The sequence below is a fragment of the Citrobacter sp. S55_ASV_140 genome, assembly GCF_018919505.1.
Taxonomy (GTDB): Bacteria; Pseudomonadota; Gammaproteobacteria; order Enterobacterales; family Enterobacteriaceae; genus Citrobacter; species Citrobacter werkmanii.
In genome coordinates this window covers 1-23,972 of sequence record NZ_JAHLQZ010000055.1, presented here as the reverse complement: position 1 = coordinate 23,972, position 23,972 = coordinate 1, and the positions used below count along the sequence as shown (strand labels likewise).

The following is a 23,972-nucleotide window of genomic DNA, read 5'->3' as shown; positions in this document are numbered from 1 at the left end:
TTTGCCCGGCTTCATCACGTCGCTGACCCAGTACGGCGTCCAGGTGTAGTAAAGAATGGGTTTGCCTTCTTTAAAGCGGGTGATGGTGTCTGCCATCATCGCCGCATAGTTACCGTGGCTGACCTCGACCGTTTTTTCCAGATCGAAGGCTTTGTTCTGGTGGTTGATTACCGCTTCACAGCCCCAGCCTGGTGAACAGCCCATCATATCGGCTTTGCCGTCGCCGTTGGTGTCAAAAATTTTGGCGATCTTAGGATCTTTTAACTGGGCGATGTTGGTGATTTTGTACTGCTCAGCGGTTTTTTTGTCGATCAGATAACCCTGTGCGGCACCCGTAACGAATACCCCCTCGCGATAAAACTTTTTGTCTCCGCCTGCCGCGGCGTACATATCATCATGCAGCGGCTGCCAGTTCACGGCGGTAAAAGTTGCATCGCCAGAGGCAATGGAGGTATAGCCGACGTTATAGTCAACTTCGCTGGTTTTGTTAACGGTGTAACCCAGTTTCTCCAGCGCGCGGGCAACCAGCTGCGTCTGGAAGGATTCTTCAGAGATAGTGCTCTGGATTGGCTGGACGGTAATGCCTTTGCCCGGCAGGTCGGCAGCGAAAGCGCTGGTGGAGACAAGGGTGGCAAACGCTGTGGCAAAAAGTACGGTATGTCGCATCGTTGTTCCTTAATTATTGGAGGGACGTGTAGGCCCGGTAAGCGCAGCGCCACCGGGCAACGGGTGTATTACTTCGTGAAAGGGCGAGTGATAAGCCCAACGGGACCGGTGGTGTACCAGCGACGGTTACCCCGGCTACGCGAATCGCGACCAACGGCCTGCGTCAGGCGATCCAGGATGATGGCGAGGATCACAATCCCAACGCCACCAACCGTGGCTAATCCCATATCCAGACGACCAATTCCGCGCAGAACCATCTGACCCAATCCACCAACGGCAATCATCGAGGCGATGACCACCATCGAGAGCGCCAGCATCAGCGTTTGGTTAACCCCGGCCATAATCGTGGGCATCGCCAGCGGGAGCTGCACTTTAAACAGCATCTGACGCGGGCTGGCGCCAAACGAGCGCGAGGCTTCAATCAGGTCGGCCGGCACCTGGTTAATCCCCAGAATGGTCAGACGGACGATTGGCGGCAGGGCGAAGATAATCGTCACCACTACGCCCGGGACGTTACCAATACCGAACAGCATGACAATCGGCACCAAATACACGAAAGCGGGGGTGGTTTGCATCGCATCCAGCAGCGGACGAACAATCTTTGCCGCCCGAGGGCTGCGCGCCAACCAGATGCCCATCGGCAGACCGATCACCACACAGAACAGTAATGCGGTCAGCACCAGCGCCAGCGTGATCATCGCTTGCGACCACGCGCCAATGGCGCCGATAGCAACCAACGAAATCAGCGTCGCGACACCCATTCCAACGCCGGAAATCTGCCAGGCGATCAGGGCGAACAGGATAATCGCCACGGGGGCTGGCATACCTAACAGCATTTGCTGGAAGCCGTTGAGAATGTAATCCACCGGTACACGGATGCCCTGGAAGACCGGACGAAAATGGGTAACCACCCAGTCGATCCCCTCGGTGACCCAACTGTCCAATGGGATCAGCGTCTTATGGAACGGATCCATAATATTAAAATGCTCTGGTGCCGGCGCGGGCGCGCTGGTCAGCCAGTCTGCGCTACCGCCGTCAGTAGGCGCGGAGGATGGTGTGCTCCACGCATCGGCGGTCTGTGCGGCGCTATCGGCCGCTGGTGTGGTATCCCACGGATTAGTTTGATCAGCCATTGTTTGCCCCCTCACGATCTAAAGCCTGTAACAGCATGCGTTTTGAAATGACGCCCACATACTGCTGTTCCTCGTCAACTACCGGTACCGCGCACGGTGCCTGGCCGACATGAGAAAGCAACTCGCTGAGAGGAGTTTGTGCATCGACAGCCAGCGGTTCATTGATCAACGCCGCTTCAATACCTTGCGCCTGACTAAGCGCGGTTTTTAGTGAGTCGATAGAGACGACGCCGACGAATTTATTGCCACGTTCGATCACGTAACCATATTCGCGATCTTTGTCCTGCAATAATTGCAGCGCCGAACGAGGGCCTACACCGGGTGTTTTACGAATTAAACCTTCGGGGCTACGGCGGGAAATATCTTTCGCGCTGAACACCTGGCTAATATCAACGCCGCGGAAGAAGGTGCGTACATAATCATTAGCCGGATTATTCAGGATTTCATCCGGTGTACCGACCTGTACTACTTCACCGTTTTGCATAATGGCAATTCTGTCGCCAATACGCATAGCTTCGTCGAGATCATGGGAAATAAAGACCACGGTGCGTTGATGCTTCGCCTGGAGTTTTACCAGTTCATCCTGCATCTCGGTGCGAATTAATGGATCGAGGGCTGAGAAGGCCTCATCCATTAATAAGATGTCAGGATTAATGGCTAATGCGCGGGCAAGGCCTACACGCTGGCGCATCCCCCCGGAAAGTTCATCCGGGTAGCTGTGAGCGTAATTCTCCAGACCGACCTGACGTAGCGCATCCAGCGCCTTTTCGCGACGTTCATCCGCGGCGACGCCGGCTAATTCCATGCCAAATGCCGTATTGTCCAGCACCGTCATATGCGGCATCAGGGCAAAGGACTGAAAGACCATCGCAATCTTTTTTCTGCGCACCTCGCGGAGTTCGGCATCGGAGATCCGGGCGATATCTACGCCGTCGATCAGTACCTGTCCGCGGGTGGGTTCAATCAGGCGATTGAGAAGGCGTACCATTGTGGATTTACCCGAGCCGGATAATCCCATGATGACAAATATCTCGCCTTCTTCAATGGCCAGACTGGCGTCTTTAACGCCAAGCGATAGCCCTGTTTTCTCCAGAATTTGCTCTTTTGTAAGTCCTTTTTCAATATATTTGAACGCTCTCTGAGGATGCTCGCCAAATATCTTATAGAGGTTCTTCACTTCTAATTTAATTGCCATGCAATAGAATGATTCCTGTTATTTGTTTATATCGATATGTTACCTGATGGAAATAGTGACCTTTTTCTACCCTAACATACTGAGAATCTGAGACAACCCTGAATTTAGTTGTGGCATGAATATTGCCGAAGGTCAGTCGGCGGGATTTCCCGTGATATAAGGGCTGAGCGTGAATGTGCGTTAACTGATATTTTTTGTAAACGCCAATGAAAAAGCGCCTGAATTGGTGTAATGCAGGCGAATAATGCGGCTGATATTGAGTGTAGATCACACAATTATAATTGCACGATAAAAGTGTGATCCTGTTAAAATATTACCGCGAAAAATGTACGGTATTTCCCGTGAAAATGAGAGTTAAAAATTCCAGTCGTCGTCTTCGGTTTCGATAGCTTTACCCATCACATAAGATGAGCCAGAACCTGAGAAGAAATCGTGGTTTTCGTCTGCGTTGGGCGACAGCGCGGCAAGGATTGCCGGGTTAACCTCCGCCATTTCTGACGGGAATAACGCCTCATAACCCAAATTCATTAATGCTTTATTGGCGTTGTAACAAAGGAAGGCTTTGACGTCATCCACCCAACCGGTTTCTGCATACAATTCTTCTGTATAACGCGCTTCGTTATCATACAACTCCATGAGCAGATCGAGGGCAAAATTCTTTAACTCCTCGCGTGCGGATTCGGAAATATGCTCCAGGCTTTTTTGAAATTTATAACCAATGTAATACCCATGGACCGCTTCATCACGAATGATCAGACGAATGAGATCGGCGGTATTAGTCAGTTTGCCGCGGCTGGAGAAATACATCGGCAACCAGAAGCCGGAATAGAACAGGAATGATTCCAGAAACACGCTGGCAATCTTCTTGTGATACGGATTATCGCTGGCGTAATGGGCCAGAATAATCTGCGCCTTACGTTGGAGCGGGATATTTTCCTCACTCCAGGCGTAGGCGGCATCCACATCTTTGGTCTGGCAAAGCGTGGAGAAAATAGAGCTGTATGAGCGGGCGTGAACGGCTTCCATAAAGCTGATATTCGACAGCACCGCTTCTTCGTGTGGTGTTAATGAATCCGCCATTAGCGCTGGCGCACCGGCAACATTCTGAATGGTGTCGAGTAGCGTTAGCCCGGTAAAAACGCGGATAGTTAACTGCTGCTCGGCAGCGCTCAGCGTTTGCCAGGACGGGACGTCGTTAGAAAGCGGGACTTTTTCCGGTAGCCAGAAGTTACTGGTCAGGCGATTCCATACCTCCAGGTCTTTATCATCTTCAATCTTGTTCCAGTTGATGGCGCTCACGCGGGATAATGTCATGATCTCCTCCTTACAGCGCGCATGACACGCAACCTTCGATTTCGGTCCCTTCCAGCGCCAGCTGACGCAGTCGGATGTAGTACAGCGATTTAATGCCCTTACGCCAGGCGTAGATCTGCGCTTTGTTAATATCGCGGGTAGTGGCGGTATCGGGGAAAAAGAGCGTCAGCGACAGTCCCTGATCGACATGGCGCGTCGCTTCAGCATAGGTATCGATAATTTTTTGTGGGCCAATCTCGTAGGCATCCTGATACAAGGCCAGATTCTCATTGGTCATAAAAGGAGCAGGGTAGTACACGCGCCCGGTTTTGCCCTCTTTGCGAATTTCCACTTTTGACACGATCGGGTGAATACTTGACGTCGCATGGTTGATGTAGGAAATAGAGCCGGTTGGCGGAACTGCCTGTAAATTCTGGTTATAAATGCCGTAGCGCATGACATCTTCACGCAACTGCGCCCACATCTCACGCGTCGGCAGCGTAATGCCGCTGGCGGCAAACAGCGCGCGAACTTTGTCGGTTTTTGGCTGCCAGTCACCCTGCAGATACTGGCTAAAATACTCGCCGCTGGCGTAGCGAGACTGCCTGAATCCAGCAAAGGCTTTACCACGTTCGCGGGCGAGCTTCATTGACGTATTCAGCGCATGCCAGGTGATGGTGTAAAAGTAGATATTGGTGAAATCCAGCCCTTCCGGCGAGCCATAGGCGATGCCTTCCCGCGCCAGATAGCCATGCAGGTTCATCTGACCAAGACCAATCGCGTGCGATGCGCTGTTTCCGGCTGCAATCGAGGGCACGCTGCGAATATGACTCATGTCCGAAACGGCGGTTAAGCCGCGAACCGCCGTTTCCACGGTACGACCAAAATCCGGGGAATCCATGGTATGGGCGATATTCAGCGAGCCGAGGTTGCAGGAGATATCGTGTCCGGTCTGCGCGTAGTTGAGATTTTCATCGTAGGTGGAGGCGCTGTTAACCTGCAAAATTTCGGAGCACAGATTGCTCATGTTAATACGACCAGCAATCGGATTCGCGCGATTCACCGTATCTTCAAACATGATGTAAGGGTAGCCGGACTCAAACTGGATCTCAGCCAGCCGCTGGAAGAAATCGCGGGCGTTAATGTATTTTTTGCGCACGCGTCCATCGGCAAGCAGTTCGTCATAGCGTTCACTGACGGCGATATCGCCGAACGCTTTGCCGTAAATGCGTTCCACGTCATAGGGCGAGAACAGCGCCATGTCGGCATTCTCTTTGGCCAGTTTAAAGGTAATGTCCGGGATCACTACGCCAAGCGACAGGGTTTTGATACGTATTTTTTCGTCGGCATTTTCACGTTTGGTATCCAGAAAACGCAAAATGTCCGGATGATGCGCGTGCAAATACACCGCGCCTGCGCCCTGACGCGCGCCGAGTTGATTGGCATAAGAAAACGCATCTTCCAGCATTTTCATTACCGGGATCACGCCGGAGGACTGGTTTTCAATGCGTTTAATCGGCGCACCTGCTTCGCGCAGGTTAGAGAGCAAAAACGCTACGCCGCCGCCGCGCTTGGAAAGTTGCAGTGCAGAGTTAACCGCCCGGCCAATGGACTCCATGTTGTCTTCAATGCGTAACAGGAAGCAGGAAACCAGCTCGCCGCGCTGCTGTTTGCCGCAGTTTAAGAAGGTTGGCGTGGCGGGCTGAAAGCGCCCGGAGAGCATTTCATCGCTAAGCTGCATGGCGAGCATTTCATCGCCTTGCGCCAGCGTGAGCGCCACCATCGTGACCCGATCCTCAAAATCTTCGAGATAGCGCTTACCGTCGAACGTTTTCAGCGTATAGCTGGTGTAGAACTTCCATGCGCCGAGGAACGTCTGGAACCGGAATCCGCTGGCGTGGGCGTGAGCAAAGAGCTTTATTACAAATGCGCGATCGTAACGGCTTAATACGCTTTCGTCGTAGTAGCCTTCAGCAACCAGCGTTTCCAGGCGCTCCTGCTGGCTGGCAAACGTCAGCGAGTTGGGGCGGACGTGGGCGGCAAAGAAAGCCTCCACCGCCTCATGGTCTTTGTCGAACTGAATGCGTCCAGCTTTATCGTACAGATTCAGCATGGCGTTCAGGGCGTGATAATCCAGCGTTGGCTGGGTTATGCGTTCTGCGGTTGTCGTTGCCAAAATTCACTCACTCCTTGTCGAACGTTGTCGATATCGCTTTGGGTGCCCATCAGCTCAAAGCGCCAGAGCCACGGCACGCCGCATTTTTGTGAGATGACTTCACCCGCGCGGCCATAGGCTTCACCGAAATTGCGATTGCCGGAAGCAATCACCCCACGGATTAACGCCCGGTTGTGCGGATCGTTTAAAAAGCGGATCACCTGTCTCGGAACCGCGCCTGCCGTTCCGCCGCCGCCGTAGGACGGCACGATTAAGATGTAAGGTTCGTTTACCCGGATCCGCTCGCGTTCGTTAAGCGGAATGCGGATGGCAGGCAGCCCCAGACGCTGGATAAAGCGGTGCGTATTTTCGGAGCTGCTGGAGAAGTAGACGAGCTGACTCATGCGCTGGCCATATCGGGTTGTGGGCGCAGACGGTTGATCATGTCCGGGCGAAACCCGGACCAACTGGTTTCCCCGGCGACAACGACCGGTAACTGACGAAAGCCTTGATCGCGCAGGCTGTCAGCCAGAGCGGGCTGCAAATCAATATTTACCATCTCAAAGTCAAACCCGCGGCTTTCCATTGCCCGCTTAGTGGCGTGGCACTGAACACAGTTATTACGAGTGTAAATAATAATACGCATGATTCGTATTTCCATTTATAGATAAAAGATCGACGCGATTGATAGCGTCGGATTGTAGGTGTCTTGATAGGAGTGATACTAGATGTAGTTTTAAAAATATTCAACCATACAAGATATGGTAATTTTAGATTGATGAAGGGCAGGTTGATGAGCGTGACGGGGGCAGGGATGTGTAGCATGACGGGCTGCCTGAGGGCGACGCGTCGCGTCTTATCCGGCCTACAAGAGAACACATCCCAGGCCGGAGAAGGCATTTATCCCGCTATCTGGCAGGGCAGAATTACATACGCATCCCAACCGCCAGGCGGTTGAAGCAGTTCATCAGGCTGATGGCAAACGTCAGATCGCTGATTTCTTTCGCGCTAAAATGGTCGAGCAGCGGCAGATAAACATCATCTTCCGCGTGGGTGCTGGCGATATGAGTGACCGATTCGGCCCATGCCAGCGCCGCACGTTCCTGTTCACTGAAGTGGTGGCTCACTCGCCAACCTGCCAGCGCGTCGAGTTTGGCCTGCGCAACGCCTGCTTTGCGCAACGCCTTACTGTGCATTTCCAGGCAAAATGCGCAGCCGTTGATTTGCGAGACCCGCAGGTAAACCAGTTCCGTCAGCGTAGGTTCCAGTGCGCAATTTTCCAGCGCTTTGCTGGCCTGAACCAGAGCGTTATAGATTTCAGGACTGAGTTCATAATAGGGCTGGCGTAACATTGTCATGGTATTTCTCCTCGTTTGGATAACCCGCAATGTAGCACTATAATGGACTGCTACAGAGAGCCATATTTTTGCAAAAAAAGCAGACCATAAATGCCGCGCTATCAACAAATCGCCCGCCAGTTAAAAAATGCCATTGAGACAGGTGAACTCAAACCAGGTTCAAGATTGCCCTCCAGCCGGACGTGGTCCCAGGAACTCGGTGTTTCGCGTTCGACGGTGGAACATGCCTATGCCGAGCTGGTGGCGCAGGGCTGGCTGGCTCGACGTGGGCAGGCGGGAACTTTTGTCAGTGAGCAGTTGCGACCAGAGACCGCGCCTGCGGCTCCCGCTATTTTCGCAGGAGAAAATCCCAGACCCCAACCTTTTCAGATGGGGCTACCCGCACTCGATCTCTTCCCGCGTGAAGTATGGGCGCGGGTGATGGGCCGACGTTTACGCACCCAAACGCGTTTTGATCTGGCGGTGGGGGAGGTTTGCGGCGAAAGGGTGCTGCGTCAGGCGATTGTTGATTACCTGCGCGTTTCACGCAGCATTGAGTGCCAGCCGGAGCAGGTTTTTATCACCTCTGGCTATGCGGCATCGATGACGTTAATTCTGCGCGCGCTGTCTCAACCCGGTGAAGGGATGTGGGTCGAAGATCCCGGCTTTCCGTTGATCCGACCGGTGGTGGCTCAGGAGCGAATTGCGCTGATGCCGGTTCCTGTTGATGCCAATGGTCTGGATGTCTGCGCTGGGATCCGCGATTACCCGCAGGCGCGCTTTGTTTTGTTGACACCCGCGCATCAAAGCCCGCTGGGTGTGGCCCTTTCATTGGAGCGTCGCCATCAGTTGCTGGAGTGGGCGGCCCGCACCCAGGCATGGATTATTGAAGATGACTATGACAGTGAATTTCGCTACCACGGTAAACCGTTGCCGCCGTTGAAAAGCCTGGATGCGCCGCAGCGGGTGATTTATGCCGGAACGTTCAGCAAATCAATGTTTCCTGCGCTACGCACGGCATGGCTGGTGGTGCCCATGACTCAGGTCGAGCATTTTCGCCAGCAGGTGGCGCTGGCGGCCTGTAGCGTTCCGGTTTTATGGCAACAAACGCTGGCGGATTTTATGCGCGAGGGGCACTTCTGGCGGCACTTAAAACGCATGCGTCAACATTATGCCCAGCGACGTCAGTGGATGGTAAATGCTCTGACCGAGCACGGTTTTAGCGTGCTCCCGCAAGAGGGTGGGATCCAACTGGTGATGAGTGTAGACGCAGACGATGTTGCGTTAGTACGTAAAGCGAATCTGGCAGGTCTGGCCGTACAGGCCTTGAGCCAGTGGCGTATAACGCCGAACGGACAAGGGGGAATATTATTGTCATTTACCAATATTAGCTCAGCGGAAATGGCGCAGCAGGCGGCCTATCAATTGCGGCAGGCGCTGACATAAATCTGCACGGTTCTTAAGATATTCGTCCCACCGTCTTCACTCGTTTATGGACTTTTCTGAAAGCGTTGCTAATGCTGGATCAGGTAAGGTAAGCCCGCAGTAAAAGATAACGAGGAAAATAATATGTATTTACGACCTGATGAGGTGGCGCGCGTACTTGAAAAAGTGGGCTTTACCGTTGATGTAGTGACGCCGAAAACGTACGGCTATCGACGTGGTGAAAATTATGTGTACGTTAACCGGGAAGCACGTATGGGACGTACCGCATTAGTCATCCATCCCACGCTTAAAGAGCGCAGCTCTTCACTGGCGGAACCTGCGACAGACATTAAAACCTGCGATCACTACCAGCAATTCCCGTTGTATTTAGCCGGAGAGACCCATGAGCATTATGGTATTCCTCACGGCTTCAGTTCGCGTATTGCACTTGAGCGTTATCTGAGTGGGTTATTTGGCGACGTTAACGCTAACTAATAACGCGACTGGCAGGGCCAGTCGCGAAGAGGCGTGTCAGGCTTTAGCCTGGTGATAGCTGCTGACCTTAAACAGGCGGCGGCAATAATCAAGGAAGTAGCCGTATACTGCGCCCATCAGCATCGATACCACGATGTTCGAACTTACCGCAGCCGTAATCTGGTGCCAGTCCGCGCCAACCGTCAACAGAATAATCACGTAAACCGGCGACTGGAAGGTGACATAAGCCAGCACGTCCGCCAGGTTTTTTGCCCATCCTGCCTGCGTGGCTTTACGTGCCGCGCGCATAAACAAATCACGGTACATGCCGTATGGCCAGGCGATCAGAATATTGACAGGGATGGCCACCAGTCTGGAGTACAGTGACTGTTCAAAGCTCATTCCAGAAAGGAATATCTCGATCAACATGTTCACGACAGAACAATAAACAACCATCGCGAACGTGTCTGCTACAGCATGACGCAAGCGTGACTGCGGAGAGAACATGTTAATGCTCCTTGTAAAAAGGGGAAAAAAGGTTTTGAATACCTTCACTGCTAGTGATTTGTCTTGATGCTTTCGCGTTTCAATAGGATATCTGCCTGGATAATAACTAGCAACTAGCTTAAAATTTTTATTTATTGCCTTTTTGTCGATAAAATGCTCTGCATTGGTTTGATTTTTGTTCGTTTTGGTGTTTTCGTTGTTCTGCTGATTAAAAGTATTTTATATCAATAGGTTATGAAGACTTGTTTTTCTGAATTTTTTGCGCTCCTTTTCTGAAAGTTGACTGATGTTCAGAATGTGCGCGTGCCGGCCCTGGGCAATAAAGTGATGTGTTTATCAGACGATGCGCTGAGAGGTCATGCGAGTATATTTACAGTGACTATCCTGGGAATATAAAATATTTGATGTCAGGTTTCAGGATAGCCATTTAAATAACGGGATTGGCTATTTGTTTTATAATCTGCGAAAAAATTAGACTGGAAAAATAATAATCAGTTGCATACAATATTTAGCGTGATACCATTTTTACGTTAAAGAGGTTTTGTTAATATGAGTTCAATGTTAAAAAACTTAAATAATATCCGCTCGCTGCGTGTAATGGCACGTGAATTTTCCGTTGATGTGCTGGAAGATATGCTCGAAAAATTCAGAGTAGTGACTAAAGAACGCCGCGATGAAGAAGAACAGCTACAGCGCCAACGTGCAGAACAGCAGGAAAAAATTAATAATTTGCTGGCCCTGATGCAGGCCGATGGGATCAATCCGGAAGAGCTGCTGAGTATGACCCCAGCGACGTCGCGGGCAGTCAAAAAACGTCAACCACGCCCGGCGAAATATCGTTTTACCGATTTCGACGGTGAAACAAAAACATGGACCGGACAAGGTCGGACACCAAAGCCAATTGCCCAGGCGCTGGCTGCCGGTAAATCTCTTGATGACTTTTTAATCTAATTATAAATGCGGTGAGGGTGACCTCACCGCCTGTTTTCAGCAAACGCCGAAATCACCGTCTTCGGTATATCGCGTCACGTCAGCTGCTTTCAGTGTGAATTTTTCACCGCTTTCATTACTGGCTTGTACCGCCACAATTTGATCTTCGTTGACTTCGACAACTTTCAGTTTAGGTCCGCCCATGCGTGGTTGAACCAGATCGCCAGGTTTAAACATATTGCGCTCCTTTATTTATCGCACAACTCACCATAGATCACGTCAATCGACGGGTACAGCGCTGTTTCAGGTATTACCGCTTAATGAGTACGCCGGTTCCAGGGCATTTTGTCCAGCAATCGCGCCATGCCGCAAAAGCCGGTTAGGCCAGCGAGTATCAGCCCGGCACCCACAAAACCGCTCAGCAGGAAGAAGGCGCTGTTGACGGCGTATCCGAGAATGACGCCGAGTAAGGCAAGGCTACCTGCGGCTATCTGCACCTGACGCATCAGCGGCAGTGGTTGTGAACTGTCTTTTGCCACGGGTAAACCTGCGGCTTTCCAGCCATCGATTCCACCTTCCAGCAACCAGACCTGCGCAGGCGCGGCAATGGCGCTGAGTTTGTTCGCTGCATTTTGTGTGCGTTTGCCTGACTGGCAGTGAAAAATCACCTGCTCGGCGCGTAAATTCGCAGGCAACGATCCCTGCTCAAGCGTGGGTAACGGTGCCAGATGCGCCTCAGGAATATGCTCGTGCAGATACTCGTCGGCATCGCGGATATCAATCAGTTTCGCGCCTTGCGCGACCAGCGTCTGCGCCTCGCGCGGGGAAATCTTCCCAATGGTCATGATGGCTCCTTATGGGCAATACAGTGTTTTTAATGTGGCGATCAGCGAATTCACAGCCGCATTTTTAATGGAATAAAGGATGCGCTGGGCATCGCGCTGGCTGTCTATCAGACCTTCTTCACGCATACGCGCCAGATGCTGGGACGTGGCGGAAGGACTCAGTCCGGTAGCGCGTGCTAACTCGCCCGCGCTGGTACCGGGCGAACCGCAGAGCATGCACAAAATCAGCAACCGCTTCGGGTTACTCATCGCTTTAAGCAAAGCGGCAGCCTGTTCAGCGCTGGCCTGGAGTTGTTCAAGTTCAGTCATATGTATTTAAGCATAATCTAAATTAAGCAAATTCTAAAATAAAAAGCCAGCGTACGCCAGCGTAAAGAGCGTAAAGGAGGGTAAAACAGCAGGGGAAGGCTGGCGGATTTGAGTAGAATGGCTACTCTTAGAGATAAAATCTCTTTTTAAACAATGATTAACTTTTTGCTTGTAGGGAGTGTGTATGGGTTTCTGGAGAATCGTTTTTACTATTATTCTGCCCCCGCTTGGCGTACTGCTGGGAAAAGGATTCGGCTGGGCGTTTATCCTTAATATCGTTCTGACGCTGCTGGGCTACATTCCTGGTTTGATCCACGCCTTCTGGGTACAGACGCGTAATTAATACTTCCTTTCATAAACGGCGCATTTGCGCCGTTTTCTTTGCCGTCCTCTCTCCTCTGCTACACTTCCTGGTGTTGCTTGTTAATAACCGAGGTGGATATGGGACTCTTCAATTTTGTGAAAGATGCAGGTGAAAAACTTTGGGATGCGGTCACCGGAAATCATGACACGGCCGATCTGGCGAAGAAGGTGCAGGAACACCTGAATAAAACCGGCATCCCTGATGCAGATAAGGTGAACGTGCAAATTAACGAAGGCAAGGCCACCGTTTCTGGCGATGGATTAAGCCAGGAAGCGAAAGAGAAAATCCTGATTGCGATTGGTAATATCTCCGGTATCGCCAGCGTGGACGATCAGGTTAAAACCTCTGCACCCGCGAGTGAAAGCCAGTTTTATACCGTGAAAGCGGGCGATACCCTGAGCGCTATTGCCAAACAGGTTTACGGTAACGCTAACCTGTACAATAAAATATTCGAAGCGAATAAACCGATGCTGAAAAGCCCGGATAAAATTTATCCCGGGCAGGTGTTACGTATTCCGGAAGAATAATGATGTGCGGGTTTATTCCGTCAGCAGCTTGCCGGACATCGCCTGTTGAATAATTGGAATCGGCGTCAGCAGGTGCTGGCGCATTAATTCGCTGGCGCGCACGGCATCGCGTGCCAGAATCGCTTCGGTCAGCGTTTGATGCTGATCGTGTTTATCTTCCAGCATCTCGACTGACAGCACCGTTTTACGTAGCCAGATAAACCGGTAACGTGCCGCTAAATCAAACAATCGTTTGCGCATTTGCAGCAGATATTGGGAACCGCAGCCGGCGACAATCGCCGAGTGAAATGCCTGATGGCGCTGATCCCATTCATCAAGCATCTGTTCACTGGCGTCCACAGCTTCAAGCTTACTGAGCATATGCGCCCGTGCCAGAATCTCCGCTTCCCAGGCGTCGTCGCCGCGTTCGATGGCCAGTGCAACCAGCATGGCCTCCATATTGGCGCGGGCATCGAAAATATCGAGCAATTCCTGCTCGGACATCGGGGCGACACGATATCCTTTCTGATTAACCACCGTGACCAGTCGCTCCGCCACCAGCTGTGAAAGCGCTTCGCGCAGCGGTCCTACGCCAAGCTCATAGCGCGAGGTCAGCAGGCTCATACGCAGTTTCTCATCAGGCTGATAAATACCGCGGATGATGTCGTTCTTGAGCCAGCGGTATCCATCAATGGCCGTCGGTTGGGGAATGGCGGTCATGGTCTTACTCCTGAATAAATGTCCCGGCGTGTGCCGGGAACAGATTTAATGCGTATTTTGCAAGGGTGCTTTTTGCCACGATAGCAGTTTTTTCCAGCGTGCCATAATGGGCACCGTGCAAATAATTCCTATGGCTAACAACCCGGTAGAGATAACCTCCAGCTGTTGCGCCGGGCGAAAGAGCATAACCACCAGCACAAAGATAATAAAGGCGATAACCAGCCAGGTCAGCCACGGATAAAGCCACATTTTCAGTTTAATTTCACCGCCTCGCGCCAGCAGAATTTTGCGCATCCGCAGTTGGGAAATCGCGATCACCAGATAAACCAACAGGGCGATGGCGCCGGAGCTGTCGATCAGGAATTTAAACACTTTGGCCGGGGCGTAATAGTTGACCACCACGGTGAGGAATGCCGCCCCCGTAGACAGCAACACCGCCACGTAAGGCGTTTTACTGCGGTTAGTTTTCCCCATAAAGGCGGGGGCATCGCCACGACGGCTCAGGGAATAGAGCATACGGGATGAGGTATACAGCGCGGAGTTCAGGCAACTGGTCACCGACAACAAAATGACGAAGTCCATGATCAACTTCGCGTGTGGGATATGCAATAACTCCAGTACCGAGCGGTAAGAACCCACTTCTTTTAGCCCCGGCATGTTCCATGGGATCAGTGCCACCACCACGAAAATGGAGCACAGATAGAAGATGGAGATACGCCAGATAACCGAGTTGGTGGCGCGGACGATGTGTTTATCCGGGGTATCGGACTCGGCGGCGGCGATGGTAACAATCTCTGCACCCATAAAGGAGAACATGGTGATCAGCATCGCGCTGAGTACGGCGCCAAAACCGTTCGGCATAAAGCCGCCCTGATCCCACAGGCGTGAAACGCCGCTAACCTCAGCATAAGGATAGAAACCGCTAATCGCCACCGCGCCGAGGACAATAAACGCCAGAATGGCAATCACTTTGCACAGCGCCAGCCAGAATTCGAATTCACCGTAATTTTTGACGCTCAGCAAATTACTGCCGGTTAATGCCAGCGTGATAACCAGAGAAAATAACCAGACAGGTATGCCTGGGATCCAGGAATGCAGAATGATGGCGGCAATATTGGCCTCCAGTGGGATAACCAACACCCAGAACCACCAGTACAACCAGCCGATGGTATAACCTGCCCATGGGCCAATGGCTTTATCGGCGTAGGTGGAGAAGGAGCCGGTATCCGGGGTGGCGACGGCCATTTCGGCCAGCATGCGCATAATCATCACCACCAACAGTCCGGCAAACAGATAAGCTAATAATACCGCGGGACCGGCTTCTGCAATCGCCACGCTTGAACCTACGAATAAACTCGCGCCGATAACCCCGGCAATAGACAGCATGGTGACGTGGCGTGATTTCAGCCCGCCCCCTAAATCATGTGATTGTGACACTTGCCCCATCTTGTAAACCTCTCGAAAGTATTTCACTTGGGAGAGCACCCCGGCATTCCCGCGCCGGGGCACGCGTATTATTGTTATTGACCCTATGTGCCGGATGGCGGCTCCGCCTTATCCGGCCTACGGATTGCTTTTTTGTATAGTTAGCCCTGCTTCGCCTCAGCAAAACACTGGGCGATGATATCCAGCCCCTGGCGAATTTGCGCATCTTCAATGGTCAGCGGGACAAGGATGCGCAACACGTTGTAGTAAGGCCCGCAGGAGAGCAGGATCAGCCCTTTATCACGCGCGCGCGCCACCACTTCCGCGGTTAGCTTGGCGTCTGGTTTCGTATGGTCGCCGTCTTCGAACAGTTCGATGGCGATCATCGCCCCCAGCCCACGCACGTCGCCAATTTCGCGATGCGTTTCGGCGATAGCCAGCAGGCCTTCGCGCAGGGTTTGCCCCAGTTCGTTGGCCTTTTGCAGCAGATTTTCCTGCTCGAAAATGTTCAGCACCGCCAGCGCGGCGGCACAGGCAATCGGGTTACCGGCATAGGTACCGCCCAGGCCCCCCGGCGGGATAGCGTCCATGACGTCGGCGCGACCGGTTACCCCTGCCAGCGGGAAGCCGCCAGCGATAGATTTGGCGAAGGTGGTAAGATCGGGCGCAACGCCCATCTGCTCCATGGCGAACAGCGTACCGGTGCGGCCCGCGCCGCTCTGCACTTCATCGGCAATCAGCATGATCCCGTGTTCGTCACAAATGGCGCGCAGACGCTGCATAAATGCTGGGGTGACCGCGTAAAAACCGCCTTCGCCCTGGACGGGTTCAATGACGATGGCGGCAACGTCTTCCGGCGCGGCATCATTTTTGAAGATGCGGTGAATACTGGCGATAGCATCATCTTCACTGATGCCATGCAGCGGGCAAGGAAAAAGTGCGCGATAAACATGGCCCGGCATCAGCCCCATTCCGGCGGAGTACGGGTTGACTTTCCCGGTCAGCGACAGGGTGTAGTGGGTACGGCCATGATAAGCGCCGCTGAAGGCGATCGTACCTGTACGTTTGGTGGCGGCGCGGGCAATTTTCACCGCGTTTTCCACGGCTTCAGAACCGGTGGTCACCAGCAGGGTTTTCTTGGCGAAATCGCCCGGCACTTTCTTGTTCATGATTTCGCACAGCTCCAGGTAGGGCTCATAGGCCAGCACCTGGAAGCAGGTATGCGACAGTTTTTTCAACTGCGCTTCTACCGCAGAGACAATCTGCGGGTGCAGGTGACCGGTATTCAGCACCGCAATACCGCCAGCAAAATCGAGGAATTCGCGGCCTTCAACGTCCCAGACCCGGCAGTTTTCTGCCCGCTCGGCAAAAATAGGGTGGATCTGTCCTACGCCACGGGGAACGGCGTTGCTGCGACGTTGCATGAGTTCTTTGTTGGTGCTCATCAGGTGTTCTCCAGTATTTGTTTTATTAAAGGCCGATACACATATATTTGATTTCTAAGTAGTCTTCGATTCCGTATTTCGATCCTTCACGGCCAAGACCGGAGGCTTTGATCCCACCAAATGGGGCGACTTCGTTGGAGATGATGCCGGTGTTAATCCCGACGATGCCGTACTCCAGCGCTTCGCCAACGCGGAAGACGCGGCTTAAATCACGGGCGTAGAAATAGGCTGCCAGGCCAAACTCGGTGTCATTGGCCTGGGCGATGACGTCAGCTTCGTCTTTAAAGCGAAACAGCGGCGCCAGCGGGCCGAATGTCTCTTCTTTGGCAACCTTCGCGTTGGCAGGTACATCGACCAGAATGGTGGGCTGGAAGAAGTTCCCGCCCAGCGCATGAGGTTTACCGCCAGCGATAATGCGTGCGCCTTTATCCAGGGCATCGGCGATGTGCTCCTGCACTTTGGCGACCGCTTTCTCGTCGATCAGCGGCCCGGTGGTGACATCTGGTTGCAGACCATCACCGAGGCGCAGCTTGCTCACCGCCTGCTCGAGTTTTTCGGCAAACTGGTCATATACGCCGTCCTGCACGTACAGACGGTTGGCGCAGACGCAGGTTTGCCCCGCGTTACGGAACTTCGACGCCAGCGCGCCTTCCACGGCTTTGTCGAGATCGGCATCATCAAAGACGATAAACGGCGCATTGCCGCCCAGCTCCAGCGACACCTTCTTGATGTCTTTGGCACACTGTTCCATCAACTGACGGCCAATTTCGGTGGAGCCGGTAAATGACAGTTTGCGCACCAGCGGATTGCCGGTCAGTTCGTTGCCGACCGCGCTTGCTGAACCGGTCACCACGCTGAATACGCCAGCCGGGATGCCGGCGCGATTAGCCAGCTCTGCCAGCGCCAGTGCGGAATAGGGGGTCTGGCTGGCCGGTTTAAGCACCATGGTGCAACCCGCCGCCAGTGCCGGACCGGCTTTGCGAGTGATCATCGCCGCCGGGAAGTTCCACGGCGTAATCGCGGCGGTAACGCCGATTGGCTGCTTGATGACGATCAGACGCTTATCAGCCTGATGGCCGGGGATCGTGTCGCCATAAATGCGTTTGCCCTCTTCGGCAAACCACTCAATAAATGAGGCGGCATAGGTGATTTCGCCTTTGGCTTCCGCCAGCGGCTTACCCTGTTCCAGGGTCATCAGACGAGCAAGATCGTCCTGATGTTCAATCATCAGGTTGAACCAGCGACGCAGAATATTGGCCCGTTCTTTGGCGGTCAGCGCACGCCAGGCGGGTAGAGCGCGGTTCGCGGCGTTAATGGCTTCACGGGTTTCATCCGCCCCCATTTTCGGTACGCTACCCAATTGCTGACCATTGGCGGGATTCGTTACTGCGATGGTCTCGCCGTTGTTGGCGTCACGCCAGTTGCCGTCAATCAACGCCTGTTGGCGAAATAAGGTTGGATCGTTTAGTTGCATAATTACTTCCTGTCTTAATCATGTTAACGGGTGAATGCGGCGTGTAATGTCTCCACGCTACGTGCCGCACGCAGCGTGCGTCCGGGATTACTCTGGCTCTCCAGCAGCGCATGTACTTTGCCGACAATATGCGCACCGATAGGGAGCGCTGACGTTGCTGCCGGAGAAGGGGCGTTGCAGGTATGAATGGAGCGTGGCGTAGTGACAAACAAGAAATCGTCGATCAGCTTGCCGTCCGGCGACACCGCCTGCGCCCGCACGCCCGCAGGCCACGGTTGCAGATCTTTCTGCGTCAGACTCGGACAGTACTTTTGCACCAGCCGTAGATAGCCGCTTTTGCACAGCGAATTTTTCATTTCGCCAAGCCCGGAGCGCAGGTTGTTTTGCAGCACGCGGCGGATGCCGGAAGAGCCGAAGATCTCCAGCGTATCACTGAGTGAGAAATCACGTTTACGGTAACCTTCGCGTTTAAATGCCAGTACCGCGTTGGGGCCCACCGTGACGCTGCCATCAATCATGCGGGTGAGATGCACACCGAGAAACGGCATCGCCGGATCGGGGATCGGGTAGATCAGATGATTGACTATCTGGTTATGTTCTGACGCCAGACGGAAGTATTCGCCACGGAACGGACAGATGATAAAACCGGGTTCAACGCCGAGCATTTTCACCAGTCGATCGGCCATCAGGCCGGAACAGCTTATCAGCGTTGCGCCTTCATATTCGTGCCCCTGACGGGTATGGACGATCACGCCCGCGGCGTGTTCTCTCAGCGCGCTGACCTCGGCGTTGTAAATAATCTCACCGCCTTTGGCCTGGAAAATCTTCGCCATCGCGGCGGTTACTTCGCGGTAGCTGACGATCCCGCTCGACGGGACAAAAATGCCGCCCAGCCCGGTAATGTTGGGTTCACGCTCGCGTAGCTCCTGCGCATTCAGCCATTCGCGTTCCAGGCCGTTAGCAGCGGTGCGATCCCATAGCGCGCGCATACGCTCCATTTCCAGAGCGGAGGTGGCAACCAGCATTTTTCCGCAGACGTCGTAGCGGATGCCGTTTTGGTCGCAAAAGGCTTTGGTGGCGCGATTTCCGGCCAGGCAAAACTGCGCCTTCAGGCTGCCGGGCGTGTAATAAACCCCGGCATGAATCACGCCGCTGTTATGGCCCGTCTGGTGACAGGCCGGGCCGGACTCTTTTTCCAGCAGCGCGATTCTGGCGTCCGGATAGACATCAATCAGTTGCATGGCGGTCGACATGCCGATAATGCCGCCGCCAATAATCACAAAATCATACATCCGCTTTTTTCCTTCGCCCTTACTGATGGGTCTGGTAGTGGTTGCTCGCGTAAGCGAAATAACCACGCTGGCGCATCAGTTCGCGGCGCAGGTCAGGATGCGAGGTGAAGCGATCGCGGCCGTGCAGCCAGAACAGGTTGTTGATCAGCAAGAATTTACCCACGGGAACCGGAACGGAAATAATGTTCTTGCTGGTTTCCAGCGCATCGGACAAGTCGCTCAGCCAGACGCCTTCTTCATAGTCTTTCGGCTGGACGAACTGGTCGATGTAGCGCATTACCGGGCGGCCCTGCTGGTCAACGTCAAATACCGGATGGAACACATCCTTGCTGACGTTTTTGCTTGGCGGCGCGGCAAAGCGCATCGCGCGACGCGCCAGCGGATGGGTAAAGTACTGCTCCAGATGTTCCCAGTCGTCGAGGTGCAGCAGCAGCGAGTTACCGCCGGTCATGTTCTGCTCGTCGATCTTCATCATCAGCACGTAATCGGTGATTTCTTCAAGGTAGGTTCCGTCGTTATGTAGCTCCATAACACGGTGCGGCTGGCGCAGATAGCTGTCTGAGTTATCGACGTTTTTCACCACAAAACGGGCATAGTATTGACCGCTCATCGCATCAAAATTGGAGCGTCCGATCAGATGCGCGACCGCCGTCGCCAGTTTGACCATTTCTTCTGCCTGGGCCACATCATCCACGCCGACGGCGTTAATCAGCAGCGCGCCTTCGGCACGATCGAGCAGCGTTTTCAGCAGCAGGGGCTGCAACTGGTTGCCGCACAAATCATCGAGGATCTTGCCCACTTTGAAGCGCAGGAAAGATTTGTATTCCAGGGCCTGCACCGGCCACTGCGCGACGGCCTGTAGAAATTGCTCAGTGGTCTCGGCAGAAAAAGTCAGCTCCAGCAGACGTGGAGACTGGACTGATGGTTTCAGTGTGAAACCTCTGTAGTGCTGGGCTGGATCTTCAGCGTTCGGTTGTACGGCAGTCAGTGCGTTCATCAAATCGATCCTCTCAGTAGATTGTCAGGGAGATATGGCGCAGCTCGTTTCGTAGCCATAAATTAAAAATATCTACATTTTTGAAAAACGCGCACACAATGAGCTTGTTTGTTTCTTATTTGTGATCAAAAACAACAATTATTTAACATTGCAAAAGGTGAGGATTTAGAGGCTGGATGGATACTGAGTGGCTATTTCAGGGGCAAAAGCCCCTGATTTTAAAGAGGAAGATAAGGTGTATTAATGTTCCAGGGCGATGGCGCAGACGTGTTCCACATGAGTCAGATCGTGATATAAGTCGGGCAAGGTCATCTTTTGACGAATTACGATTTTGAGATTAACTTCAATTTTGCCCTTCTTGATATCTCTGATAGTGATGTTTTCGATAATGTTTTTCTGTTGATGAATGCGGGTTATCAGACTTTCCACAGCGTTTCGTTCATCAAGAATAACCCGCACTTTCACTTTTCCGGGAAACTGGTTTCTGGTCTGTAAGAAGATAATGAATGGGCTTAGTTTGATCGCTAATAAAAATAAAGCCGTGGCAAAAACAGCATGAAAATAAAAACCGGCTCCGCAGGTGATTCCCACCCCTGCAGATGCCCAGACAATTGCCGCAGTCGTGAGACCAGAGATAGCATCGTCATGTCGGTGCAGAATGACTCCCGCACCGAGAAAACCAACGCCGCTGATAATCTGCGCCGCCAGGCGCATAGGATCGCTACGGATATTCATCGAAATTTCTGCATAGTATTCAGCAGATTGTATTGATACGACAGTTAATACACAGCTGGCTACGGATAAAATAACGCAGGTTTTGAAGCCGACCGGTTTCCCTTTCGATTCTCTTTCCAGGCCAATAATGCCACCCAGAATAAATGCAATACTGATTTTGATGATCGTAGTTAAAGGCAACAATCCTTGCTCATTGATGATGGCGGCCAGATTATTCATGCAATTACCTTAATGAGAGAGTCTTTAACGATCAGGAGTTTGCTTTTTTCAATGTGAGGTCCGTTTTGCGTTTCGAAATATCGTCCCGGAAGAAAATCAGGAAGAATACGCTGACCACTGCGGCAACGCCTGCTGAAACTAGCCAGAATGTTTCCCATTGTGGCAACGCCTCTGGACCTTGTTCCGTCACGGTGTTGTTAAAGATTTGCCCGCATACGGTGGAGGCAAATAGCAGACCAACGCCGTTGGAGACGATAAATCGCAAGCTTTGGGCTTGTGCTTTAATCTCTGGCGCTGCTTTACGGTCAACATAAATGTCGCCCACGGTAAAGAAAAAGTCCCAGCAGAATCCTTGTAACATCAGGCCGATCAGCACAAACATCATGTTGGCATCCAGCGAAGCATTAGCAAATAATAGTGTGCGGATGATCCAGCAGACGGCGCCTAACATCAGCGTGATTTTGAAGCCAGCTTTCAGTAAGAAGAACGACAGCAGGAACATGAAAATGACTTCACAGGCGATGCCAACCTGCATCATTGAGGCGGCGTTATCGAATCCAAGCGCTTTTAAAAAGACCGGGATATAGGCGGAATAAGCCGTTTTGGGGATCATCAGGACAAAAATACTGAGCATCAAAACCGAGAAGCTGCGGTCTTTGAAGAGCGCCAGAGCATCCAGACATAACAGATCGCGAAGCGTAAACACGCTTCCTTTTGCTTTCGGTGGGGTATTTGGCAACGTAAAACAGTACAGGCCGAGAACAACACCGGAGGCCGACGCAATATACCAGGTGATGGTATTTCCAGAATAACCCATTTCACCAATGATAAAGCCGATGACCATAAAGCCAAATGTGCCGAATACACGAATAAATGGGAAGTATTTTACCCCGTTAATGTGGCTGAAACTGATACTGTTCGCCAGCGCAGTTGTTGGATAAAACAGCAGACCAACCAGGAAAATCATGGTTAACGTCATACCTGTGTTTTGCGCCTCAATAAATTGCGGAACAAACAACAGTACACCAGCATTAATTAAATGCAGGATCGCCATGACTTTTTGTGACGCAAAGAAGCGGTCGGCGACCATGCCAATAAATAGCGGGGAAAGAATAGTCGCCAGGCCAAGCAAAGCATAGGATGAGCCAATAATTGTCGCCATACCATAGGTGCTCAATACCAGCCCCATGGTCATATTCCAGGCACCCTGCATGAAATATTGTATGAACATCATAATCAACAGGCGTGGTGTTTTATTAAGGTCCATATTGCATATCCTTACTGGTTGATGCTCAGGTTAAGCCCGTCCCAGGCGACAAGAATGTTCTCTTTGTCGCATGCCGCAACGAGATCGTCGTGCAGCAGACCTCCGCTGTGTGATATATGCGAGACGATAAGTTGGCTATTTTTCTCAAGGCAACCGAGTTCCGCAAGCCTGTCTCTGGCGGCGAAGACGGTTTCCAGACTCATGTGGTTATTTGTACGATTATCACCATTAAAACCGTAGGTGCACTCCAGGACAGCCAGATCGATTTTTTTCCCTTTCAGCCACTGCCATGTGAGCTCAGGAAACCAGCCTGAATCATGTCCGTAGAAAATTGACTGGCCTTCTTTTTCAATAAACCAGGTATAACAAAGCTCCCACTTGGCATGGTTAGCCAGCAGCGGAGTGATGCGGTATCCGCGAGTTTCAACGGTCACGAAGGGCACCAGGCAATGAAAAGCAAATCTTTCAGCGCTGTAGCCTGGTAACACTTCCGCAGCACCGTTAATTGCACGGTCATTACCAAAAATGTGCAACGGATGAGTAATTTCAAATCCATACCCTTCCATACGGCTAAAAAGATCGCCGACGTTGAAATGATCGGGATGAGTATGTGTGAACAATAGCGATCTGATCTCTGTTGCATCCAGGCCATCTCGCAGCAGTTGTTGGCTGAATTCAGGCGCCACGTCAATGAGCAGTTCATCGTCGATAATCGCTGAAGAGTGTGTGCGTAAGTCTTTACTTTTACGAATGCGGGCTTGCTGGCAGTGCTCACAACGGCAAAAAGGATTGGGGATCCCTTCAGATGCAGCGGTACCCAGAAAATGAATCTTCATGTTTCCCTCTTAATGACAAATGTGATTGTTGTTTTTTTAGACGTTTATGTAATAAAACGTAATTGGAACGTGTCAATTATGGTTCCAGTATTTTATATGAACAACGATCTTTTGCCTCAGAAGTGATCCTCTTCAAAAATTATAAAATTTATACATATATTTCATTGTGTTAATGTTTTTACGTGAATGAGGTGTGTCTATCGATAGCGTCAGGCTTTTATTATGACATGCTTATAAAATGCACTTTTTAATATTGTAACGTTCAAATTTTAGTGCTGAAGATAGTTTCCTGATGAGCGCCGTGCTAGCATCAAAGCATCAGGGGAAGGATGTAAAAATGCCAACTATCAAAGACATAGCAAGAATTGCCGGTGTGTCGCATGGGACTGTCTCGAATGTGCTCAATGGCAGAGGGAATGTAAG

27 protein-coding genes are annotated in these 23,972 nt (G+C 52.0%); 6 read left to right on the top strand and 21 right to left on the bottom strand.

Annotation, left to right across the window (positions count from 1 at the left end):
- The 8 genes from proX to KQJ18_RS10955 all read right to left on the bottom strand — a co-directional run.
- Positions 1–666: glycine betaine/L-proline ABC transporter substrate-binding protein ProX (proX, locus tag KQJ18_RS10990; RefSeq protein WP_216421962.1), on the bottom strand; the 666-nt coding region annotated here is incomplete at its 3' end.
- A gap of 68 nt (positions 667–734) precedes the next feature.
- Complete coding sequence (gene proW, locus KQJ18_RS10985) at positions 735–1,799, bottom strand: glycine betaine/L-proline ABC transporter permease ProW (protein WP_216421961.1); 1,065 nt, start codon at positions 1,797–1,799, stop codon at positions 735–737.
- Positions 1,792–2,994 (bottom strand): glycine betaine/L-proline ABC transporter ATP-binding protein ProV, encoded by a 1,203-nt coding sequence (gene proV / locus KQJ18_RS10980; RefSeq protein WP_038632990.1) that lies wholly within the window; start codon positions 2,992–2,994, stop codon positions 1,792–1,794. Before proV ends, proW begins: the two co-directional genes overlap by 8 nt.
- 354 nt (positions 2,995–3,348) lie before the next feature.
- Positions 3,349–4,308, bottom strand: a complete 960-nt coding sequence (nrdF, locus tag KQJ18_RS10975; protein ID WP_038632987.1) for a class 1b ribonucleoside-diphosphate reductase subunit beta — start codon at positions 4,306–4,308, stop codon at positions 3,349–3,351.
- A gap of 10 nt (positions 4,309–4,318) precedes the next feature.
- On the bottom strand, positions 4,319–6,463 hold the full coding sequence (gene nrdE / locus KQJ18_RS10970) for a class 1b ribonucleoside-diphosphate reductase subunit alpha (protein WP_087856216.1): 2,145 nt from the start codon (positions 6,461–6,463) through the stop codon (positions 4,319–4,321).
- Entirely contained in the window at positions 6,436–6,846 is a 411-nt protein-coding gene (nrdI, locus tag KQJ18_RS10965; RefSeq protein ID WP_216421959.1) for a class Ib ribonucleoside-diphosphate reductase assembly flavoprotein NrdI, read from the bottom strand. Before nrdI ends, nrdE begins: the two co-directional genes overlap by 28 nt.
- Positions 6,843–7,088, bottom strand: a complete 246-nt coding sequence (nrdH, locus tag KQJ18_RS10960; protein WP_038632979.1) for a glutaredoxin-like protein NrdH — start codon at positions 7,086–7,088, stop codon at positions 6,843–6,845. The genes nrdI and nrdH overlap by 4 nt, the downstream gene beginning before the upstream one ends.
- Positions 7,089–7,368: 280 nt before the next feature.
- The gene (locus KQJ18_RS10955) at positions 7,369–7,800 is read right to left on the bottom strand and encodes a carboxymuconolactone decarboxylase family protein (protein WP_038632976.1); all 432 of its coding nucleotides are present in this window, start codon (positions 7,798–7,800) and stop codon (positions 7,369–7,371) included.
- A 90-nt stretch (positions 7,801–7,890) separates the two neighbouring features.
- On the opposite strand from KQJ18_RS10955, the gene KQJ18_RS10950 reads away from it, so the two are divergent.
- Together KQJ18_RS10950 and KQJ18_RS10945 are read left to right on the top strand one after the other, a co-directional pair.
- Positions 7,891–9,225, top strand: a complete 1,335-nt coding sequence (locus tag KQJ18_RS10950; protein ID WP_121529458.1) for a PLP-dependent aminotransferase family protein — start codon at positions 7,891–7,893, stop codon at positions 9,223–9,225.
- Between the two features lie 123 nt (positions 9,226–9,348).
- A complete protein-coding gene (locus KQJ18_RS10945; protein WP_038632969.1) occupies positions 9,349–9,699 on the top strand; it encodes a DUF2002 family protein in 351 nt (116 codons plus the stop codon).
- A 36-nt stretch (positions 9,700–9,735) separates the two neighbouring features.
- On the opposite strand, the gene alaE is transcribed toward KQJ18_RS10945, so the two are convergent.
- A complete protein-coding gene (gene alaE / locus KQJ18_RS10940) occupies positions 9,736–10,185 on the bottom strand; it encodes an L-alanine exporter AlaE (protein WP_003037259.1) in 450 nt (149 codons plus the stop codon).
- A gap of 549 nt (positions 10,186–10,734) precedes the next feature.
- On the opposite strand from alaE, the gene stpA reads away from it, so the two are divergent.
- Entirely contained in the window at positions 10,735–11,136 is a 402-nt protein-coding gene (gene stpA, locus KQJ18_RS10935) for a DNA-binding protein StpA (RefSeq protein WP_038632963.1), read from the top strand.
- Between the two features lie 36 nt (positions 11,137–11,172).
- On the opposite strand, the gene KQJ18_RS10930 is transcribed toward stpA, so the two are convergent.
- The 3 genes from KQJ18_RS10930 to KQJ18_RS10920 form a co-directional block, all read right to left on the bottom strand.
- Positions 11,173–11,352 (bottom strand): hypothetical protein, encoded by a 180-nt coding sequence (locus tag KQJ18_RS10930; protein ID WP_038632960.1) that lies wholly within the window; start codon positions 11,350–11,352, stop codon positions 11,173–11,175.
- Between the two features lie 80 nt (positions 11,353–11,432).
- Complete coding sequence (locus KQJ18_RS10925; RefSeq protein WP_038632958.1) at positions 11,433–11,960, bottom strand: rhodanese family protein; 528 nt, start codon at positions 11,958–11,960, stop codon at positions 11,433–11,435.
- Positions 11,961–11,969: 9 nt separating this feature from the next.
- A complete protein-coding gene (locus tag KQJ18_RS10920; RefSeq protein WP_006687216.1) occupies positions 11,970–12,269 on the bottom strand; it encodes a metalloregulator ArsR/SmtB family transcription factor in 300 nt (99 codons plus the stop codon).
- 184 nt (positions 12,270–12,453) lie between these two features.
- Between KQJ18_RS10920 and KQJ18_RS10915 the strand changes: the two genes are divergently transcribed.
- Together KQJ18_RS10915 and lysM are read left to right on the top strand one after the other, a co-directional pair.
- The gene (locus tag KQJ18_RS10915; protein ID WP_038632951.1) at positions 12,454–12,612 is read left to right on the top strand and encodes a YqaE/Pmp3 family membrane protein; all 159 of its coding nucleotides are present in this window, start codon (positions 12,454–12,456) and stop codon (positions 12,610–12,612) included.
- A 98-nt stretch (positions 12,613–12,710) separates the two neighbouring features.
- Complete coding sequence (lysM, locus tag KQJ18_RS10910; RefSeq protein WP_038632949.1) at positions 12,711–13,160, top strand: peptidoglycan-binding protein LysM; 450 nt, start codon at positions 12,711–12,713, stop codon at positions 13,158–13,160.
- Positions 13,161–13,172: 12 nt separating this feature from the next.
- Here the strand turns inward: lysM and csiR are convergent, their stop codons facing one another.
- The 9 genes from csiR to KQJ18_RS10865 all read right to left on the bottom strand — a co-directional run bounded on the left by csiR (position 13,173) and on the right by KQJ18_RS10865 (position 23,549).
- Positions 13,173–13,859 (bottom strand): DNA-binding transcriptional regulator CsiR, encoded by a 687-nt coding sequence (gene csiR / locus KQJ18_RS10905; RefSeq protein ID WP_216421958.1) that lies wholly within the window; start codon positions 13,857–13,859, stop codon positions 13,173–13,175.
- A 45-nt stretch (positions 13,860–13,904) separates the two neighbouring features.
- A complete protein-coding gene (gabP, locus tag KQJ18_RS10900; protein WP_069324592.1) occupies positions 13,905–15,305 on the bottom strand; it encodes a GABA permease in 1,401 nt (466 codons plus the stop codon).
- Between the two features lie 140 nt (positions 15,306–15,445).
- Positions 15,446–16,729 carry a 4-aminobutyrate--2-oxoglutarate transaminase gene (gene gabT / locus KQJ18_RS10895; RefSeq protein ID WP_038632940.1) on the bottom strand — a complete coding sequence of 428 codons (1,284 nt, stop codon included), beginning with the start codon at positions 16,727–16,729 and terminating at the stop codon, positions 15,446–15,448.
- A gap of 25 nt (positions 16,730–16,754) precedes the next feature.
- Entirely contained in the window at positions 16,755–18,203 is a 1,449-nt protein-coding gene (gene gabD, locus KQJ18_RS10890) for an NADP-dependent succinate-semialdehyde dehydrogenase (RefSeq protein WP_069324593.1), read from the bottom strand.
- A gap of 23 nt (positions 18,204–18,226) precedes the next feature.
- The gene (gene lhgO, locus KQJ18_RS10885) at positions 18,227–19,495 is read right to left on the bottom strand and encodes an L-2-hydroxyglutarate oxidase (protein WP_038632934.1); all 1,269 of its coding nucleotides are present in this window, start codon (positions 19,493–19,495) and stop codon (positions 18,227–18,229) included.
- A gap of 19 nt (positions 19,496–19,514) precedes the next feature.
- A complete protein-coding gene (gene glaH / locus KQJ18_RS10880) occupies positions 19,515–20,492 on the bottom strand; it encodes a glutarate dioxygenase GlaH (protein WP_038632931.1) in 978 nt (325 codons plus the stop codon).
- Between the two features lie 240 nt (positions 20,493–20,732).
- A complete protein-coding gene (locus KQJ18_RS10875) occupies positions 20,733–21,446 on the bottom strand; it encodes an MgtC/SapB family protein (RefSeq protein WP_038632928.1) in 714 nt (237 codons plus the stop codon).
- Positions 21,447–21,477: 31 nt separating this feature from the next.
- The gene (locus KQJ18_RS10870) at positions 21,478–22,713 is read right to left on the bottom strand and encodes an MFS transporter (RefSeq protein WP_038632926.1); all 1,236 of its coding nucleotides are present in this window, start codon (positions 22,711–22,713) and stop codon (positions 21,478–21,480) included.
- 11 nt (positions 22,714–22,724) lie between these two features.
- Positions 22,725–23,549 (bottom strand): MBL fold metallo-hydrolase, encoded by an 825-nt coding sequence (locus KQJ18_RS10865; RefSeq protein ID WP_069324595.1) that lies wholly within the window; start codon positions 23,547–23,549, stop codon positions 22,725–22,727.
- 292 nt (positions 23,550–23,841) lie between these two features.
- On the opposite strand from KQJ18_RS10865, the gene KQJ18_RS10860 reads away from it, so the two are divergent.
- The coding region (locus KQJ18_RS10860) for a LacI family DNA-binding transcriptional regulator (protein ID WP_216421964.1) at positions 23,842–23,972 on the top strand (131 nt) is incomplete at its 3' end.

Excerpts from the sequence above, each read along its gene's own strand:
- proW (WP_216421961.1), bottom strand. The coding sequence starts at position 1,799 with ATGGCTGATCAAACTAATCCGTGGGATACCACACCAGCGGCCGATAGC.
- proV (WP_038632990.1), bottom strand. The coding sequence starts at position 2,994 with ATGGCAATTAAATTAGAAGTGAAGAACCTCTATAAGATATTTGGCGAG.
- nrdF (WP_038632987.1), bottom strand. The coding sequence starts at position 4,308 with ATGACATTATCCCGCGTGAGCGCCATCAACTGGAACAAGATTGAAGAT.
- nrdI (WP_216421959.1), bottom strand. The coding sequence starts at position 6,846 with ATGAGTCAGCTCGTCTACTTCTCCAGCAGCTCCGAAAATACGCACCGC.
- nrdH (WP_038632979.1), bottom strand. The coding sequence starts at position 7,088 with ATGCGTATTATTATTTACACTCGTAATAACTGTGTTCAGTGCCACGCC.
- KQJ18_RS10955 (WP_038632976.1), bottom strand. The coding sequence starts at position 7,800 with ATGACAATGTTACGCCAGCCCTATTATGAACTCAGTCCTGAAATCTAT.
- KQJ18_RS10950 (WP_121529458.1), top strand. The coding sequence starts at position 7,891 with ATGCCGCGCTATCAACAAATCGCCCGCCAGTTAAAAAATGCCATTGAG.
- KQJ18_RS10945 (WP_038632969.1), top strand. The coding sequence starts at position 9,349 with ATGTATTTACGACCTGATGAGGTGGCGCGCGTACTTGAAAAAGTGGGC.
- alaE (WP_003037259.1), bottom strand. The coding sequence starts at position 10,185 with ATGTTCTCTCCGCAGTCACGCTTGCGTCATGCTGTAGCAGACACGTTC.
- stpA (WP_038632963.1), top strand. The coding sequence starts at position 10,735 with ATGAGTTCAATGTTAAAAAACTTAAATAATATCCGCTCGCTGCGTGTA.
- KQJ18_RS10930 (WP_038632960.1), bottom strand. The coding sequence starts at position 11,352 with ATGTTTAAACCTGGCGATCTGGTTCAACCACGCATGGGCGGACCTAAA.
- KQJ18_RS10925 (WP_038632958.1), bottom strand. The coding sequence starts at position 11,960 with ATGACCATTGGGAAGATTTCCCCGCGCGAGGCGCAGACGCTGGTCGCG.
- KQJ18_RS10920 (WP_006687216.1), bottom strand. The coding sequence starts at position 12,269 with ATGACTGAACTTGAACAACTCCAGGCCAGCGCTGAACAGGCTGCCGCT.
- KQJ18_RS10915 (WP_038632951.1), top strand. The coding sequence starts at position 12,454 with ATGGGTTTCTGGAGAATCGTTTTTACTATTATTCTGCCCCCGCTTGGC.
- lysM (WP_038632949.1), top strand. The coding sequence starts at position 12,711 with ATGGGACTCTTCAATTTTGTGAAAGATGCAGGTGAAAAACTTTGGGAT.
- csiR (WP_216421958.1), bottom strand. The coding sequence starts at position 13,859 with ATGACCGCCATTCCCCAACCGACGGCCATTGATGGATACCGCTGGCTC.
- gabP (WP_069324592.1), bottom strand. The coding sequence starts at position 15,305 with ATGGGGCAAGTGTCACAATCACATGATTTAGGGGGCGGGCTGAAATCA.
- gabT (WP_038632940.1), bottom strand. The coding sequence starts at position 16,729 with ATGAGCACCAACAAAGAACTCATGCAACGTCGCAGCAACGCCGTTCCC.
- gabD (WP_069324593.1), bottom strand. The coding sequence starts at position 18,203 with ATGCAACTAAACGATCCAACCTTATTTCGCCAACAGGCGTTGATTGAC.
- lhgO (WP_038632934.1), bottom strand. The coding sequence starts at position 19,495 with ATGTATGATTTTGTGATTATTGGCGGCGGCATTATCGGCATGTCGACC.
- glaH (WP_038632931.1), bottom strand. The coding sequence starts at position 20,492 with ATGAACGCACTGACTGCCGTACAACCGAACGCTGAAGATCCAGCCCAG.
- KQJ18_RS10875 (WP_038632928.1), bottom strand. The coding sequence starts at position 21,446 with ATGAATAATCTGGCCGCCATCATCAATGAGCAAGGATTGTTGCCTTTA.
- KQJ18_RS10870 (WP_038632926.1), bottom strand. The coding sequence starts at position 22,713 with ATGGACCTTAATAAAACACCACGCCTGTTGATTATGATGTTCATACAA.
- KQJ18_RS10865 (WP_069324595.1), bottom strand. The coding sequence starts at position 23,549 with ATGAAGATTCATTTTCTGGGTACCGCTGCATCTGAAGGGATCCCCAAT.